Source organism: Streptomyces sp. NPDC052721, assembly GCF_040678315.1.
Classification (GTDB): domain Bacteria; phylum Actinomycetota; class Actinomycetes; order Streptomycetales; family Streptomycetaceae; genus Streptomyces.
The window spans coordinates 24679-41520 of the sequence record NZ_JBFATL010000041.1 but is presented as its reverse complement, the minus strand read 5'-3'; the positions used below and the strand labels follow the sequence as shown (position 1 = coordinate 41520).

Here is a 16842-nt window from a genome sequence, read left to right as displayed (position 1 = left end):
GAGTGTCGCCGAGGTAGAGGGCGCGGAGTGCGGACACGCTGCCGCAGCGCGCCCTGAGTATTCGGTAGCTGACTGTCCGGGTGAGCCAGATACGACGGGTTCAGGGAGTTCAGCCTCCTTCTTGAGTGCCTTGCCGATCCGTTTCCCGGTCAGTCGACAGTGGTGAACGGATTCACGAAGCAAGTATTCCCTTCCAGCCTTTCGGCCGCTCCAGCTCCGACCATTGAAAGTGCCGCTGCAATCCGCTGGTGAGATCTCCCGTCTGCAGTCTGTTCACGTGCCAAATGAGGAAGAATATGAGCGAGAACACCCCCGCGAGGACCTCTGCGGAGAGCGAAGGCGAGTCCGGCGGCTTCGTCCATGCCGGCGCCGAACCCGAGAAGAACGGTGACTCGGCCTCCGACGCGGACAGCGTCTCCGAAACCCCGGGGGCCGGTGGCATGATGCCCGCCGTTTCGAGTGCCGAAGCACCGGAGCCGGACCCAGGCCAAGACATGGAGGAAGGCGTCAGCGGGGCGGACGAGACCATGCCGCCGATCCCCGAAGAGATCCGGGAAGCAGGAAGGCTCGCCCCGGACCACTGGCTGGGCATGGTCGACCCGGCCTGGAAAGGTGACGGCGCCCCTCCCGAATGGGCCATGGTCGGCCGGTGGCGTTCGGGTCTGGACGGCGAGATCGTGGAGTGGCAGGACAACGAGGACTACCGGCCTTCCCCCAAGGCCCTCGGCTGGCCCGAGCCGGCCGATGAGGTGGACGCCGCCGTCCAGCTTGCCGCGACTGGATACGGGCCTGGCGAAGATGTCGTCAAGGCCTTGGCACACCACGAAGTCGCCGTGTTGGTGAAGCCTGGTGGCGGCCCGTTGTCCGCCACCACCCCTGACGACACCGCGGTCGTCCCGGTGTTCACCTCGCCCGTCTATCTGCACGCCATGGGTCGCCTGGCGTTCGAGTTGACGAGGGTGCCCGATCTTCTCGGCCTGGTGCCCGAGGGCCACCTCCTCTATCTGAACCCGTCCGGTCCGGTGAGCATGACGGTGGACCCCGACGTCCTCCGCGAAGAAGTCGAGGACCGCGAGACGCGGGATGCGGTCGCGGACTTCGGCGATGTCGAAGCCCCGGCCGAAGCCCGATTCGACCAGCACGCACCCACCCCGAGCCGGTCCCGCCCGGTGACCACCGTGAGCCTCGACGACCCGGGGGAAGGGTCGTCATCCGAACCCACTGTCAACGTGAGCGAGGCGCTGTCCGGCTCAGGGGGAGCGGAGTTGACCGACAAAGGCAGGACAACCGGATGAGCCGTTAGGGCTCTGACGTGCCGTGGAGGGGACGCGCAAAAGAGCGGCAGTGGTTGGTCTCGACGCAGGCACAGTAGGGCTTCGGCCGGTGCGGGAGGCTCCCCTCGACGACCGAGGGCCGTCAGCGTGCCGACGCCGTATCGCCGGGGTGGAACACCAAAGTACCGACGTCGCAGACAATCGGCATCTGGTCAGCGACACCACCGTCCGCCGGGGTGGCCCGGTGAACGGTGGTGTCGCTGGCGCGTCCACACATCCGCTCCTGACGGTTGTCCGGCAGTGATCGACTGAGCCGAGTCACAGTGAGGTTGGGGAGGCGGGCTGACGCCGCGTATGGAGTGATGGACACCGTCGCCCTTCAACCGGCAGTAACGAAGGATCTTCCAGCACTTCAGGTGGGCGAACACGTGCCCGACACGAGCGCGAACTTGCCGGTATGGACGGTGGCGTTGTTCCTTCCAGGCCGGGAGTTGAGCCTGACGCCTTGCCGCCGGTGGGGATGATCAGACCGGTGCCGCGGTAGCCGCCGTCAGTCATCAGCGTGGTGCCGCTGACCACAGCCTTCGCGCCTGACCGGTCCCACGCTATGCACTCGTTGTGGTTGCCCGGCACCGGTCGGCCGCGACGACCAGGGGAATGTCGGCGTCGATGGCCACCCGATGATTGGTGGAGCAGCGTCATTCTTCGACTGCTCAGCCGCTTTGCGGTCGAGGGTAGGCATCAAGGTGCCGTCGACAGGCCCGCCTCAACGGGACAACCACTCGAAGATCGATTACGGGACAGGACGTACAAGCTCGTGCACGGTAAGCGGTGAGACGTCCACGATGGTGGCGGGGCGCAGTGCGCAGCCGAAGAACACGTCGATGTCGCATCCTATGGGCCGCCTCGAACCATCGTGTCGTCTGCTGCCCAGCCCCGCTTACGACCATCTCGAAGATGGGGTCACCGCTTCGCGCTCTGGGCCGGCGGTCGCCGCAGCGGTTGCCCAGTTCGGTCCGGACCGTGCTGCGGCCCGGACCGTGACCATTGGCGTACGGCCCACGGAGCTCAGCACCCGATGCCCGTGACGCTCCATTTGGTCTTCGCTTGCTCATCCGCGTTGTCAGGGAACTTCACAGCAACGCCGCCGTCGTTCCAGCCGATGAGCAACTGGTTTGCTCCGGCATTGCCGACACAACCACGGCCGCGGCTGTCGCGAGCCCCAGAGCGATACGGTGCTTGTTCATGTCAACCCTCGTCTTTCGCCTGCTCGACCGCCTGGACGGTGTTCCGGGCGTCACCGGCGCCAGTGCGCTGTATGCCGGCGCCGCTGACGGTACGGACCTTCTGTGCTCACTCGGAAGCCCAGTTCCTGCTCACTGATGCTCCCCCCGGCTGCGGCCGGCGGTGACGGTGAGCCCTCCTTCAGCTGCTCAGCCGCTCAGGCCGCTCACTCCCGCCGCATCTCGTAGAAGCACAGGCCGTACTCCAGGGCGGTGCGGCTGCAGACCGAGAGGTAGTCGTCCCAGTCGCCGATTGCGATCGAGCGATCGTCACGGAAACAGCCCGGCGGTCGATTGTGTCAAGCCGCCGGGCTGGTGCCGGAGTCCGGGGAGGCGTCGTTCCGGCACTTGGCGAAACGGCCATAGGGGCGGAACGGTTCACCAGCTCGCGGCGGGATTCGCGATTTCCACTGCGGCCCCGTGGCGGTACGTGGACGGTGCTTCCGGCTGCTCCAACCGCCGCATCGGCACGTCCGTCCAAGCCGTCCACACCCTGCTGACCTGCAATCGACTCGGGCCGCACCGGGATCTGCGCAAGATGCGCCAGGACACCAGTCGTGCCACGTCGCCTTCAATCGGTCGCGGGTGGCTGGTGGGTGCGGACCGCCATCAGGTCGTGGACGCGGCCGCACTGGGTGGGTGAGATCCACAGCAGCCGCCCGGTCTGGTTGGTCACCGGGGGCACGTGCACTCCGTGAGGTGCTCGTGGGAATGGTCGGCCTACTGTCGACGACAAGGCATGAGGCAGGTCGAGTGCCCCAGGACCTGCAATCACCAGTGGCCACGCTGAAAGACCCCAGTCGGATTGGGTGTCGCGCTCTTCCCCGCACGCCGGTCCGGCAGCGTTGGCTGGCTGGCTGGTTGGGGGGCTCGCTGGCTTGGACACGGCAGGACCCGGGCGAGGCATCTGTCCGGCGGCACAGCGGCAGGGCCGGCCCATCTTCCGCATACATGTCACCGGCATCTTCGCGGTGATGGGCATCAGTGAGCACCAGTGAGCACCGGTCCAGGCTGGCGGCAAGGGCACGGAGGCACATCATGGAACGAGCCAAGGCGAACGCACCTCAGTGCAGCGTCGGACGCCGCGGCTTTCCGACGTCTTAACCCGACACGCCTCTGCTACCGCTGCGCAGTGACCTCCCAGCGGTTCACCGCAACGCGTCAAGAAGGGAAGGAACTTCCATGAAGCCGTACCTTTCGGGGCACTACACCCCGCACGTGGATGAGATCAGGGCGCACGACCTCGTCGTCGACGGGCAGCTGCCGCCTGAGCTGTCCGGGCGGCTGATACGCAACGGCCACAACCCCAAGCCCGGCGTCACTCCCACCCACTGGTTCAAGGGCAGCGGCATGGTGCACGGCATCCGCATAAGGGACGGCCGGGCGGAGTGGTACCGCAACCGCTGGGTGCGGACGCCGGCGCTGGAGGGCGCGCCGTACATGACCGAGAACGGCCCCGATCTGACGGCGAGCACCGCGGGTACGCACGTCATCGAGCATGCCGGGAGGCTGCTGGCCCTGTGCGAGTCGGCCCTTCCGTTCGAGCTGACCGACGAGCTCGCGACCGTGGGGGCCTACGACTTCGACGGCAAGCTCACCAACGTCATGACGGCGCACCCCCGGCACGACCCGGTCTCGGGGGAGCTGCACTTCTTCAGCTCGTCGCCGTTCCCGCCCTACCTGACCTACCACGTCTCCTCGGAGAAGGGCGAGTTGGTCCACAGCGAGGAGGTGCCGGGTGCCACGGCCTCTCTCAAGCACGACTTCGCCATCACCGAGCGGTACGTCGTCTTCGTAGAGGGAACGGTGACCTTCGACCACACGGAGACGTCCGGCATCCCTTACGCCTGGAGGGACGAACAGCCCGCCCGGATCGGCGTGATGCCCCGCGGGCGTGGCGGGGCGGCGGCGATCCGCTGGTTCGACATCGAGCCGGGGTCGATGCTGCACGCCGCCAACGCCTATGAGGACGCTCAGGGCAGGATCGTCCTTGAGGGTCCGACTGTGGACCGGGAGGGGTTCCGCACGTCGTGGAACTGGTGGGTCGGGTCTCCGGAGAGAGGTGCCGTCCCCAACTCGCGTTCGTTCAACCGCCAGTGGGTGATCGACCTGGCAACGGGAACCGTGGGTGAGCGGATCGTCGACGACCTGGTCGTGGAGTTCCCCACGATCAATGAGGACCTCATGGGTCGCGAGCACCGCTTCCAGTACGCGATCTCGTTCCCCGACGAGCGAGGCGTCGGCAACTTCGGCGTGGTCAAGTACGACCGGATCACCGGTAGCCGGCAGGTCCGGCACGTCGGCGACGGACAGCTCCCCAGCGAGGCGGTCTTCGTACCGGCCGAGGGCGCCACGTCCGAGGACGACGGGTACCTGCTGACGGTGGTCAGTGATCTGCACGTCGACGCCTCAAGCCTGCTGGTCCTGGATGCCTCGGACATCCAGGGCGGCCCGGTGGCGACCGTTCACCTGCCGCGCCGGGTCGCAGCCGGTATCCACGGTTCCTGGATCGCGGACCGCGACTGATCTCTTACCTCGGGGGACGGCGCCACCATTGGGTCGGCCCGCTCAACGGGCCGACCGGCAGGCGACGCGCCGCCGAAACTCGCAGCACTCACCGAGCTGCCTTCGCCGGGCCTGTAAAGGATGTGCTTCCCCCGCTTCGCCATCACTGAGTGGTCAATCGCACATGGAGTTGCCATGTTCAAGTCATCCAGGACCGCAAGCGGCCCGGGCGCCGCTCTCGCAGCCCTGGCCGGAGCCCAGTTCACTGTCATGCTGGCCACCTCGATCGTGAATGTGGCGCTGCCCCAGATCCGATCCGGCGTGGGCCTGTCGGACAACGGCACGACCTGGGTGATCAACGCGTACGGCCTGGCCTTCGGGGCGCTGCTGCTGGCCGGAGGCCGTGTGGCGGACCTGCTGGGCCGACGCAGCGTCCTGCTTGCGGGCCTCGCGCTGTTCGGCGCGGCCTCGGTAGCGGCGGGGCTGGCCGACACTTCGGCCGTCCTGATCGGCGCGCGCGCCGCCCAGGGAGTGGGTGCCGCGGCCATCGCACCTGCGGCCCTGGCTCTGGTGATGGACGTCTTCCCGCCCGGCCCGAACCGCGGCAAGGCACTGGCAGTGTGGGGCGCGGTGTCGGGTGCCGGTGGAGCGGCCGGTGTGCTGCTCGGGGGTGTCCTGACACAGACGTGGGGCTGGTCATCGATCTTCTATGCCGTCGGGATCGGTGCCTTCGGGGTGCTGGCCGCGGTCGCAGCGTTCGTCCGGCACCAGAGGACCGGTACAGCCGCAGGGCGGTTCGACCTGCTGGGAACCGCCGCTGTGACACTCGCCCTGACTGCCCTGGTGTGGGGGTTGACGACCGCACGCCGGTCCGGCTGGACGGACGCATCAGTCCTGGCAGCCTTCGGCCTGGCCACTGTGCTCATGGCCGCATTCGTCCTGATCGAGCTTCGTCATCCCCACCCCCTGCTACCGGTGCAACTGCTCCGTGCCGGCCGCGTCACCAAAGGCAACTTCTTGATGGCGCTGCTGGGTTCGGTATGGATCGCCCTGTTCTTCTTCCTGCCGCTCTACCAGCAGCAGGTCCTTGGTTCAAGTCCACTGATGACCGGCTTTGGTCAACTCCCGCTCGCCGCGGCCAACATGCTGGGGTCCACATTGGCGCCACGCATCGTGCGCCGCATCGGAGCCACGGCGACCGTCGCCGCCGCGCTGCTGTCCGAAGCGGCAGGACTGCTGTGGCTGTCACGAATCAGCGCACACGGCAGCTATCTCGTGGACATTCTCGGCCCGAGCATTCTGGTGGGCCTGGGCCTGAGCGTCGCCTTCGTCCAGCTGACGGCCCTGTCCGTGGAAGGCGTTGCCAAGGAATACGCCGGTCTGGCCGGCGGCCTGGTCAACACCTCCCGTCAGGTCGGCGGCGCGATCGGTCTCGCAGTCCTGGCCACTCTCGCCGGCTCCGTCACGAACCATGTATCGGCTCACCAGTCATATCTGGAGGCGCTGGCAGCGGGCTATCGCGTTGCCTTCGGCGTCTCGGCCGCCGTGCTGACCACAGCCGCCCTGCTCGCCGTCCTGCTCACCCGGCGCCCCAGCGTCCCCACGGCGACTCCCGCGCCCACGTCCGCTCCTGCGGTCAACGCCCCCAAGGGATGACCGACACACCACGGAGTGTCACGCACCATTACTGCATCATGTGCTCTTTGAAAGGAATATGCCGATATGTTCACTATCGATCAGGATGCTCCCGTCATCGTCCGTCTGTCGACCGTGATCGACGCGCCCGTCGAGAGAGTGTGGGCCCTGCACACCGACGTCGACTCCTGGGCGGAGTGGAACGCGGACGTGGACCAGGCCGTGCTGAACGGTCCGTTGCTCCCTGGTAACTCCTTCCACTGGAAGACCCACGGCTTGGACATCACGTCGACCATCCGCGAGATCGTTCCTGGGGAGCGGATCGTGTGGGGCGGCCCGGCCAACGGGATCGAGGGCGTTCATGTGTGGACCTTCGAGCAGTCCGGGGGTCAGGTCACCGTCAGCACCGAGGAATCCTGGAGCGGCGCTGTCGTCGAAGCCGCCGCCGCAGAACTCGGCCAGGCTCTGCACGACTCCCTGACCGCGTGGCTCGCAGCGCTCAAGCAGCGCGCCGAGCAGTGACGACTTCACCAACTGTCTGAAGACATCCGCTCAGTACCTTCCTCGCAAGGTCCAGCCGGTCGAGCAGCAGGCTCGCCGGCTGGACCTTGCGGGCCAGCCACCTCCTCCGCCCGCCCCGAAAGTCACGCCGGCTACGTTTCGAACCGCTTCGGCGATTCTGACGTTTTGGGCAAGTGAACCGTCCGATGGCAGACGGGTCGTAAAGGGGCTGATGAAGGAGGTGTCCGCTGTGTCGTTCGTCATGAACATCACCGACGGGCAGAGCTTGGAGGGTCATCTCGCCAAGAGCCGGCAGAAGGTGTTCGTCGGTCGCCAAGAGGAGTTGTCGCTCTTCCGCCGAACTCTCCTGGAGCGTGGCCTCGCCTCGGTGCTGTACATCCACGGGCCGGGTGGCGTCGGTAAGAGCACCCTGCTCAGGCGCTTCGCGGAAGAGGCCACGCGCCTGGGGCGACACGTCATAGACGTCGACGGCAGGTGGACCGATCCATCACCGGCTGCTTTCGAGGCGGCGGTGGGCGCGGTCCCCGACGGGGCTGTTCTCCTGATCGACACGTTCGAGCGATGCCAGGGGCTGGAAGGCTGGCTCCGCGAACGCTTCCTGCCGATGCTGCCGCACGACATCACCGTCGTCGTGGCAGGCAGGGAAGCGCCGTCCAGCGAGTGGTACCTCGATTCGGCATGGGACGAGACGCTCCACGTTCTTCCGCTGGGCGACCTGTCCCAGGAAGACGCCTTGCGTCTCATCCGGGCGCGTGGGGTGCCACCGGCGCTCTACGATGCCGTGACCTCTTTCGCCGGCCGCTATCCGCTCGCCCTGAGCCTGACCGCCGCCGTCGTCTCGCGGAGCACGTCGCCGGCCATGGACTGGCAGCCCACCCCGAACGTCGTCGAGATGCTGCTGCGTCACCTCGTAGGCAGCACCCCGACCCCCATGCACCGGCACGCCCTGGAGGTGTGTGCCCATGCCATGACCACCTCCGAGGCACTTCTGCGTAGCATTTTCGGCGACGACTGCGCCGTCGAGCTGTTCGAGTGGCTGCGCAACCTGCCCTTCATCGAGGCCGGAGCGGGCGGCCTCTATCCGCATGACGTGGTGCGGGAAGCGCTTGACGCCGATCTGCGCTGGCGGGACTTCGCCGGATACCGGAAGATGCACGGTGAGGTCCGTGACTACGCCATCGAGCAGATCAGAACGGCCTCGGGGCCCGCGGTGCTCATGGCCGCCCGTGCGGCGAACTTCCTCCTGACTCACGGGCCTTTCAAAATGGCGTACCACTCGTGGCGGGGAAACGGTGAGGTGTACGGGACACCGTGCGGTGCTCAGGACCGGGAAACGGTGCTCAGTATGGCCGGGCGCAGCAGGCGCGGAGGCGGTGTCGAGGACGTGGAGTACTGGTTCGACAGGCAGCCGGAAGCCTTCACGCTCTACCGGAGCTCGGTCGACAACACCCCGCTGGGTTTTCTCGCCCACCTCCGCTGCGACGTCTTCACCGCGCAGGACGCAGCCGCCGACCCGGTGATCGCCGCGCTCATGCGCCACTACGACGGCGGCATGGCGCTTCCGGGTGGCGGAGTCATGCGGCTGGCCCGCTATCTCGTCCAGGCTGACGGTGAGGAACAGCCCAGCCCCACGTTCGACTTGATGCGCATCACCATTCTCGCCGACTGGCTGCGTACGGATGGCATGGTCTGGTCCGGGCGTGTGCTGGAGAACCGAGAGTTCTGGGAGAAGGAGATGGCCTTCCTCGGACACGAGTGCGTCGAGGGGGGCCAGACGCCGGACGGCCGTCAGCAAACGGTCTTCGTCATGGACTGGAAGGCGCTGCCCGTCGACCTGTGGCTGGAGACGCTGTCGCAGCGGATGTTGTTCGGGCCCAACGCCGAGGCGAAAACGGCGGCGCCGACCCCCGCGCCGCCGCCCCGGGCCGGACGCGGTGGTGTGGAAGAGCTGGACGGCGAGCAATGGAACCAGGCCGTGCGGACGTTGTTTCGCGCCTGGAGCCACAAGGACGTGGTCGCCGCCAGCCCTCTGCTGCAATTCATCCCTGAGGGAACGCCGCAGGAGCGGGCCGTCGCTCTTCTGCAGAAACTGCGGGACGTCGTGGAGTCGATGCGCGGGGACCTCACCACGGCCAAGTACCACCAAGCCCTGACGGCCACCTATTTCGGGCGAACCACCACGCAACGGGGGGTGGCGGCGCGTCTCGGTATGCCCTTCAGTACTTACCGGCGCCACTTGGACAACGGAATCGCGGAAGCGGCCGTACGACTGCGTGACGTCCTCACCCCTGGCGGCGACACCGCGGCCGTGCCGCAGTGAGCGGGAGGTGGACGGCGCTGTCGCCGCCGGCCACGCCGTGGACGGTCTCCAGGGGGTCCCCGTGCAGGGCGGCGAAGGGCGGTTACGGCGTAAGACCCAACTCAAGCCACCCTCGGTAAGGAGGCCATGGCTTTGTCGTACTCGGCACGCAACGTACGGGACGTCCCCTCCCGTCCCAGTCGACGGAGCAGGCGTTGTCGCAGCCCTTTGCGCTGTGATGGGGTCGTCGCTCCCCAGATGCCGTCGTAGGCCAGTGTGGGGTTGTCGAGTGCCCAGATGAGGCAGGCGCGGACCAGCGGGCAGCGGCGACACAACGCTGTCGCCGCTTGCACCTGGTGGCTGTCGACGGGGTACTCGTCGAGAAAGAAGCCGTCGTACGTGGTGCACGCCTCGGCGCCTGTGACAAAGGGCATGGGCACGCTATTCACAATCATCTATGTCATTCCTGCGGCACCGCAGGTACGCGGCCGCCGCGCTGGGGCGGACGGATGCCGCCGCAGCAGTAGCGCGATGGGAGGAGCAAAGGTGTCCGTGCCGGCGCATCGATAACCGTGTCGTTACTGCCTGTCCCGGGGCGTTGCGGTGGCATGGCCGGTCTCAGCAGCCGCTCGAAAGGGCCGGGGACACCCGCCACTTCTGCTTCGCCGGGTCGTCCGCGTCGTCCTTCAACCGCATCGACGCTGTGTTGGTGTTCCATCCGGTCAGATAACGGTTGCCGATGCTCTCCAGATAGACCGTGCAGCCACCGGCCGAGGGCGTCCGCCAGCGCTGGCCGGGATCCTTGTCCGTGCATGGGGACACATACAGCTCGTTCTCGTCAGTGTCCAAGCACATGTTGGACTCGGCGTGCTTGATGAGTACATAACCTGTACCCAGCACCATCCGCGTCCAGGTGTCGGAGCCGCAGGCACTCTGCCCCACGAAGCGGCCGGGTTCTATGCGGCTCAGGCATATCCCGCTGTGTCCGTTGGTGAACCGACGGGCCGTCTTCTCCCAGCTCGGTGCCGGCGCCGCTTCCTGGGCCTTGGCCGTCTGCTGATCGGCCTTCTTCGCCGTCTTCTTTTCGGAAGAAGGGGTGGCGTCACTCGACCCGTGCGTCGGACTGCCGCCGGAGGATGTGGTCCCGCCTCGCTCGCCGCCACCACGCGTCACCTCCCGCGCTGAAGTGTCGGGGGCGTCGTTCTGTTCCGGATCTGCGTGGTTGGTCGGCGAGGGAGTCGCTCGCTCGTAGGCGTTCCTGTTCTTGCCGTCGTCCGCCTGGTCGGGAACATACACACCCGCGTTCTGGGTGGCGCCGCCACCCGTCAGCACCGTGTCCTGTGAGACGTTGCCCTTGGCGACGGGCTTGTCCTTGTCGCCGCCTGCCAGCAGCAGCGGGACCGTCAGGAGGACGACTCCGGCCAGTGCGGCTGCGGCCAGCATGGGCTTCTTGGGACGGTTCGACGGCGTCGACTCGTCCGATGTCCCGCCCGACGAACCGGCGGGCGGGGGCGTAGCTGTGGATGACAACGCGGAGGTGGCATCGGCGCCACTCTCAGCTTCCGGAGCGCCGCCCTCTGCCCGTGCAGCCGCCTCCGCGTCCGGCAATTCCTGGGCAGGCGCACCCATGACATCCCGTGCAACTTCTCCACCGGGCTGGGAGGCCGCCGGCGTCGGCGCTCGCTCCGAATCCCCATCGCGGTCATCCGTGGCCGAGGCAACCTGGGCAACCGAGCCCCCGTTGCCGGCTCGTACGGCATCACCCGGCGACAAGTGCTCGCCCGGATCCCCCGGGGTCTCCGGCAGGGCGACCGCCCTACGCACTGCCGGCGCTGTGCCGGCCTCAGACCTCGAGGACTCGGTACGTGTCCCACCCAGCGCATCGTCCGCCGCAGGCATGTTTCCTCCCAGGGTGTGGTGGTTCGGGCAACCGGACACCAGCGCAGAACGTATGTCGTGCTGCTGCTCCTTGGCACAACGTGCTCCGAGCGGTTCCGGTTCACCCACCGCGGCGCGCTGAGACATCGACCGCTGTAGCACGTGAGGGGCTCAGGGACGTGTTCGTCGGACCGACCGAACCGCCGGCACGACACAGCCGTTGCGTAGTGAAGAAGGAGATTCGCGCGACTGGGTGAATTGCCCGCCGAAGAGGAGCCATGGCTCAGGACCCCCGCCACGATGTCCTGCACGGCAGTGAGGTCACCGGCGAAGCACCTTACGAGGTAGTCGGCGACAGGGGCGACGGCCCAGAACCGCCGCAGCGGGCGACGAGTAACCGCGACATCGGCGCCGACCCAGCGGCGAGGCAGGCAGTGGGCAGTCAGGTCCCGGTCGTCCTGGTAGGCAACGCATGACCTGGTGGGACGCCGCCGCTTCCCGGCTCACCCGTCACCGCAGGGAGCCCTCGCCCCCCGGCTTGGGCCGCCCGACGGCGCGCGCATCCGCGGAGAGTGCGGGACCGCAGTTCGAGACGGTCGAAGGCGTACTGCTCATCAGGGAGCCCGGCGGTCCACCCGGCACCGGGGAGATGGCCGATCTGGAAGGGGTGGCGGGTTCGGACCCGGACACCGCCACCTTGGTAGTGACCGCGCCCCACAGCCCCGAAACATGGAAGTGCCTCAGTGAGGCCCTCGACTCCGTGAAGGGCAGTGGCAGGGCCGCTCTGCGCCTCGTCATGTCCGGGGCCGGTGCAGGCACCCCGGCGAGACCTCCTCTGGCCCGACTCATAGCGGAAGCCTGGAACATCGAGGTCATGGCGTCCGACGCAACCGTACTCATCGTCCCCGGCGGATCGCTGTTCACCTTGGGCTCAGCGCGACGTGACGGAGGCTGGTGGCGCTTTCCCCCCGGCGAGGAGGCCCGCCCCTTGGGACTTCGCACCCCCGCCCCGTCGTGGCAGAACGACATCGCGAAGCTGCCGAGGGAAACCTCCAGTGGGTGCCTGGTCGAGCAGATCCCCGCCGGTGTGCTGATCCGGCCGACCAGAGTCCGCCCGCCGGCGGCGGCCGACCTTTGCTACGCAGTTCCCATGGAACCGGAGCGGGCGACCCTGCTCGTCGCCATCGCCGAGACTGGTGCGCACGTGCCGTCCGGTGACGTGGCCACTCTGCTGGCCACACTTCCCCGCCCGGTCCGAACCGCGACCAGGCTCGCCTCGTGCGACAGCATGGATCTGCTGCCTCTCGCCCAGGACGTCGCCGACCTCATGGGCGACACCGTCGAAGTGATGACAGGAGTACCGCTGGCCGCTGACGGCCCCGACGGAACGACGCCACGCCCGGTCCTGCTCGGCTCCGGCGCGACCCCTACCTGGCACCCCTTCGTCGAATCCGTGGTCTGTCGCCCCTCGTCCGAGCCGCACTCGACGCTGTCCCCGGCTCCGCTCCTGGGTCGCTGGCACAGCCCCGTTCCAGACCTCGACGAATCCGTGCCCGGCACGATTCGCCTCTCCGATGGATGGCAGGCGACCGTGACCCGGTCAGGCCTTGCCGTCGTCCCACTGGGCACTTCCGTCGCGCTGGCGGCCGAACAGCCGGACCCCATGAGGATGACGATCGACATAGGCCGGCCCGGCCAGCCGGTGGACGACTCGGTCATGCCCGCCCTGTTCAGGCTGCTCATGGAACTCGACGCGGACACCCGCGCCCAGGCCGTTCTGCGGGCGCGTGGCGTCTTCGCGGACGGAGGACGACGTCTGCGACGGTTCGCCGTCCGCCATGGGGTGGCCCTCGTCCCGGGCGCGGGCTCCAGGCACGGCACAGGGCCTGCCACCGTGGGCGCCACGGAAATGGCGTCACGATCCCAGGACAACGCAAACGCCTCAGAAGCCGGTCGCGCGGACCGACGCGGTCACGTCGAGCCCCGTCCGTCCGCCAGGACCGTCTCCGCCGCCGGACCCCGCCTGATGTCGGAAACAACCGAGAGGGCGTTGCTCGCAGCACACGAGGCCGAGAAGGTACCCCTTGTCGCGCCGACCGGTATGCCCCGCACCGTCGCCCGGCCGCGCGACCAGGAGGCGGGACCTGTACCGCCGGCCCACGTGCCGGCGAGGCCGCCGGTCCTGGCCGGGGAGTCCGCCGTGGAGCAGCCAGGAAGTCCCCGGCCCGAGGTGACTCCCCCTGCAATGTCCGCGAGCCCGGCTGGAGCCGTGGCCGCCCCGAAGCCGCGCGGACCCGAAGCGGCGCCATTGCGACCGGGCCCCACCGATTCATCACACAACACCGATCACGAAGAGCTGCCGCCTACCCCCTCCTCGCCCGCTTCCGCGGACGTCGCGACAGCTCGTGAACGTGCCCGCCCGGTGGCCGCCGCACGACCGCGGACCGTCATCCCGGCCCGCCGCAGCACCGCCGGCGACCGTGAGGCCTTCCGGCGCCTGGCCGAACAGCAGTGGGTCAGTCATGATGCGGCAGTCACCCGGGCGCTGTTGCGGATGCCCACGCTCCGCAGCCTTGACCAGGAAACCGTTCGGGCCGACCTCGTGGCCGTACATATCTATCTGACCGGCGCTCCCGGGCCACTGCATCACGAGGAACTCGTCAGGTCCCTTCGCACCGGGGAACCCGACCTGTTGTCGTACGCGGCGTGCCTGACGTCTGGGCTGAGTGCTCTTCCCACCTACCGTGGCGTGGCCGTCCGGGGCGGCTCCGACATGGCCGTCATCCCGGAGATCGGGCAGGCGCTGCGCGACCCGGCGCCGTTCAGTGCCCTGCCACTGACGCACGCCCGGGCACGCGGCATTCGGTACGCGATCTGGTCCACCACCGCACGCCGTGTCGGTGCCCTCCTCGGACAGAACTCCGGCGAGCGGAGCGAACTGGTCTTCGCTCCCGGTACCCATCTGCGGATGCTCGCCGCACGTGAAAACGCCGCCGGATGCATCCTCCTGTTGCGCGAAATCGCCCCGGGGGCGGACAGCGAGTCCTCCACGGGAGGTCTCAGCGAGGAGGACAGATCCGCGCTGGAGCGGCTGGAACAAGCCCTCGACACACACGGATTCCGAGAGGATCCCGCCCGTGGCTGGCCTGAGCGGTGTGCAGGACCCTTGGGGTGACGACGTGGGGGAGACACACCGCAATGGGCCGCAGTAGCAGGCGCGGAACCGTCCGGAGTACGCCGTCGGCCCGGAAGATGCGAGGTGCCTGACCTGGTGGTGCCGGCCTGGGCGGCAGGGACCCGATGCCGTCACGGGACGAATACACCGCTGTCTCATTCTGGCGTGCCTCTCCGGCGCCCGCCGACCCCGGCCGTCAGCTTCCGCGCATCGTGGCGAGGGCCTGCAAAGCAAAGGAGGTGGCCACCAGGTCGTCCGCGTATCGGTGTTGAAACCGCAGGTGTTCGTTCACGGGCTCTGCGGGCCACGTGCCGTTGGTTCGCTGCCGGGACATGAGCCACTTCACACCCTGAACGATCGGTGGCGCGTAGGAGGACATGCCGGCCATCCGAAGCGCGCGCAGAGCGGAAGCGGTCTCCTCGACCGTGCTGACGCCGACGCTCTGTCCGGCGCTCCAGGAGCCGTCCTCCCGCTGGGTGCCAAGAAGCCACTCACAAGCGCGTCTGGTCACCTGATGCCGTCGTCCGACGGTCCCGCAGTACGCTTCGACGACCGCGGCGGTGGGGATGGTGTAGCCCCGATACCACATAGCCGTGAAGTGTCCGGACGGTTCCTGCTGCCGGGCGAGCCAGGCCAGGGCCTTCTTGACGTACCTGTCATCGGCGGCAGCTCCCGCGTCGATCAATGCGCATACGGCCTTGGCCGTCAGGTGAGCACATGGTCCGTAGGCTCCCGGCACGGTGTTGCGCACGGCGTAACTCCACGAGCCTGCCGAGTCCTGCTGGGCCACCAACCAGTCGGCGCCGTCCCGGATCTGTGGAGAGCAATCGGCGAGAGCCAGTTTTGACAGGGCGGAAACAGCCTCTGCCGTGTCCAGGGCAGTCGGCCAGCCCGAGCCACCCGAGGCGCTCCAGCCTCCGGCGGGGGAGCCGAGGGTGGGGAAGGCCGCTTGCTGCTGCGTCCGTCTCAACACGGCTGCGGCGGCCGTGAGCCTGACATCGGACGACTGGCCGGCCTCCGCGAGCGCGGAACACGCGAGGCTCGTCCATCTGACATGCAACGGGGCCTGGGACCATTCCCCGGTCCCACTGCCGGCCGCCCTGAGCCACTCGATGGACGCACGGACGATGTCCGCCCCGAGCCCCGAGTGGATGAGCCCGATGCAGATGTGACTGGTCAGCATGGGATCTGCCGCGAACCCCCCGGTGGCGCCCTCGTGGTCGTGGAGCTGCCGGATCAGAGCCAGAGCAGACGCACGCGTTCGAGCTGTGAGCACTCGGCTCAGCGGATGACCGGGATCCCGCGGACTGCCCCGTAGGTTGAGGCTCGCTACAGCCGGCAATTGCAGGCTCAGCCGCTTTCGTGCTGCGCCCCAGCTCAGGGGCAGCCGGGGCGCCTCCCGCTGGAGCGCGACCGTCGGAGCGAAGAGGAAGCGTTCGTGACTACCGGCCGACGCCTCGGTGGTGGCTCCCTGTGAGTGGCCGATCCGGTTCACGAGGGTGCCGGCGGCTGCGATGTTCCGTGCTGCTCGCTCGGGCGCGATCAGCCGCAGGGCATCGAACGCCAAAGCAGTGGCCAAAGGCTCGGACCCGTAGGGGTGTGAGGACCAGCCTCCATCGAAACGCTGGGTGCGGCACAGCTGGGTGATACCGCGAGAGATGAGGCCGTCCGTGTCCGTCGGCGCCGCCAAGTGCAGTGCGATGAGAGCGAGCGCGCTGTGAGCGGGGGAGTATCGGGTGTGGGCAGGGCCGAAGGCGCCCGTCTCCCCTTGATGTGCGAATAGCCCCTCGACGGCGGCCGAGATAGACGCTTCGAGTCCGGAGACATCGTGCACTGCGGACACGGACATGGCGTTCAACGTGCTCTCTGCCTCCTTGCGCGTCGACACTTCACCGTCACGAAGTGCCCGACCGGTTTCTGCGGCACCTGCCGGCATGCGTCAGAACTGGTTGCAGGTCCTCTGCTGTGCAGCAACGTCGCGTCGGCGCATTTGGTTCGATGCTTGAACGGGATTGCTCGTGCGGTACCTCGCCGACATGGGTTGGGGCCACTGCAACTGACTGTTGAACACGGGACAGCTTGAAGCGGAACGCCAGATTGCTCAACGGTTGCTCAGATCCGCATAACGATTACAACAGGGCGTCGGATCGATCGATGCACTTAAGGGCGTGATTGCCCGCTTCAGAGGGTGCGGAACTCGTGCTTCACCCCATTTCGGCCATGGTGCCGATCGTGATAGACCTTCCGTCGCCTGGGCGGACACCATCCCTG

At 67.8% G+C, this 16842-nt stretch carries 10 protein-coding genes and 2 pseudogenes; 6 read left to right on the top strand and 6 right to left on the bottom strand.

What is annotated here, in order from left to right; all coding sequences use genetic code 11:
• The first annotated feature begins 248 nt into the window (after positions 1-248).
• The gene (locus AB0L21_RS30980; protein ID WP_365787775.1) at positions 249-1295 is read left to right on the top strand and encodes a type VII secretion system-associated protein; all 1047 of its coding nucleotides are present in this window, start codon (positions 249-251) and stop codon (positions 1293-1295) included.
• 298 nt (positions 1296-1593) lie between these two features.
• On the opposite strand, the pseudogene AB0L21_RS30975 reads toward AB0L21_RS30980, so the two are convergent.
• Together AB0L21_RS30975 and AB0L21_RS30970 are read right to left on the bottom strand one after the other, a co-directional pair.
• Positions 1594-2031 (bottom strand): annotated as a pseudogene (locus AB0L21_RS30975) (transposase family protein); the annotation flags it as partial.
• A 1030-nt stretch (positions 2032-3061) separates the two neighbouring features.
• Positions 3062-3254 (bottom strand): annotated as a pseudogene (locus AB0L21_RS30970) (hypothetical protein); the annotation flags it as partial.
• A gap of 485 nt (positions 3255-3739) precedes the next feature.
• Here AB0L21_RS30970 and AB0L21_RS30965 point away from each other — a divergent pair.
• The 4 genes from AB0L21_RS30965 (at position 3740) to AB0L21_RS30950 (ending at position 9539) form a co-directional block, all read left to right on the top strand.
• Positions 3740-5083, top strand: a complete 1344-nt coding sequence (locus AB0L21_RS30965; protein WP_365787773.1) for a carotenoid oxygenase family protein — start codon at positions 3740-3742, stop codon at positions 5081-5083.
• Between the two features lie 174 nt (positions 5084-5257).
• Positions 5258-6718 carry an MFS transporter gene (locus AB0L21_RS30960; protein WP_365787771.1) on the top strand — a complete coding sequence of 487 codons (1461 nt, stop codon included), beginning with the start codon at positions 5258-5260 and terminating at the stop codon, positions 6716-6718.
• A gap of 66 nt (positions 6719-6784) precedes the next feature.
• Positions 6785-7219: an SRPBCC family protein gene (locus tag AB0L21_RS30955; RefSeq protein WP_365707536.1), complete on the top strand. Its 435-nt coding sequence runs from the start codon at positions 6785-6787 to the stop codon at positions 7217-7219.
• Positions 7220-7448: 229 nt separating this feature from the next.
• Entirely contained in the window at positions 7449-9539 is a 2091-nt protein-coding gene (locus tag AB0L21_RS30950) for an AAA family ATPase (protein ID WP_365787769.1), read from the top strand.
• Between the two features lie 101 nt (positions 9540-9640).
• On the opposite strand, the gene AB0L21_RS30945 is transcribed toward AB0L21_RS30950, so the two are convergent.
• The 3 genes from AB0L21_RS30945 to AB0L21_RS30935 form a co-directional block, all read right to left on the bottom strand.
• Positions 9641-9973: a WhiB family transcriptional regulator gene (locus AB0L21_RS30945; RefSeq protein ID WP_365787767.1), complete on the bottom strand. Its 333-nt coding sequence runs from the start codon at positions 9971-9973 to the stop codon at positions 9641-9643.
• A gap of 163 nt (positions 9974-10136) precedes the next feature.
• Positions 10137-11147: a hypothetical protein gene (locus AB0L21_RS30940; RefSeq protein ID WP_365787765.1), complete on the bottom strand. Its 1011-nt coding sequence runs from the start codon at positions 11145-11147 to the stop codon at positions 10137-10139.
• Between the two features lie 1849 nt (positions 11148-12996).
• Positions 12997-13236: a hypothetical protein gene (locus tag AB0L21_RS30935; protein WP_365787763.1), complete on the bottom strand. Its 240-nt coding sequence runs from the start codon at positions 13234-13236 to the stop codon at positions 12997-12999.
• A gap of 429 nt (positions 13237-13665) precedes the next feature.
• Here AB0L21_RS30935 and AB0L21_RS30930 point away from each other — a divergent pair, with 429 nt between their 5' ends.
• On the top strand, positions 13666-14571 hold the full coding sequence (locus tag AB0L21_RS30930) for a hypothetical protein (protein WP_365787761.1): 906 nt from the start codon (positions 13666-13668) through the stop codon (positions 14569-14571).
• Between the two features lie 196 nt (positions 14572-14767).
• Here the strand turns inward: AB0L21_RS30930 and AB0L21_RS30925 are convergent, their stop codons facing one another.
• Positions 14768-16459 carry a prenyltransferase/squalene oxidase repeat-containing protein gene (locus AB0L21_RS30925; protein ID WP_365787759.1) on the bottom strand — a complete coding sequence of 564 codons (1692 nt, stop codon included), beginning with the start codon at positions 16457-16459 and terminating at the stop codon, positions 14768-14770.
• Between the last annotated feature and the right edge of the window lie 383 nt (positions 16460-16842).

What these genes read in the sequence shown, in the direction of transcription:
- AB0L21_RS30945 (WP_365787767.1), bottom strand. Translation starts at nt 9,973, where the DNA reads ATGATTGTGAATAGCGTGCCCATGCCCTTTGTCACAGGCGCCGAGGCG.
- AB0L21_RS30965 (WP_365787773.1), top strand. Translation starts at nt 3,740, where the DNA reads ATGAAGCCGTACCTTTCGGGGCACTACACCCCGCACGTGGATGAGATC.
- AB0L21_RS30940 (WP_365787765.1), bottom strand. Translation starts at nt 11,147, where the DNA reads ATGGGTGCGCCTGCCCAGGAATTGCCGGACGCGGAGGCGGCTGCACGG.
- AB0L21_RS30955 (WP_365707536.1), top strand. Translation starts at nt 6,785, where the DNA reads ATGTTCACTATCGATCAGGATGCTCCCGTCATCGTCCGTCTGTCGACC.
- AB0L21_RS30960 (WP_365787771.1), top strand. Translation starts at nt 5,258, where the DNA reads ATGTTCAAGTCATCCAGGACCGCAAGCGGCCCGGGCGCCGCTCTCGCA.
- AB0L21_RS30935 (WP_365787763.1), bottom strand. Translation starts at nt 13,236, where the DNA reads ATGGCGGACGGCGAACCGTCGCAGACGTCGTCCTCCGTCCGCGAAGAC.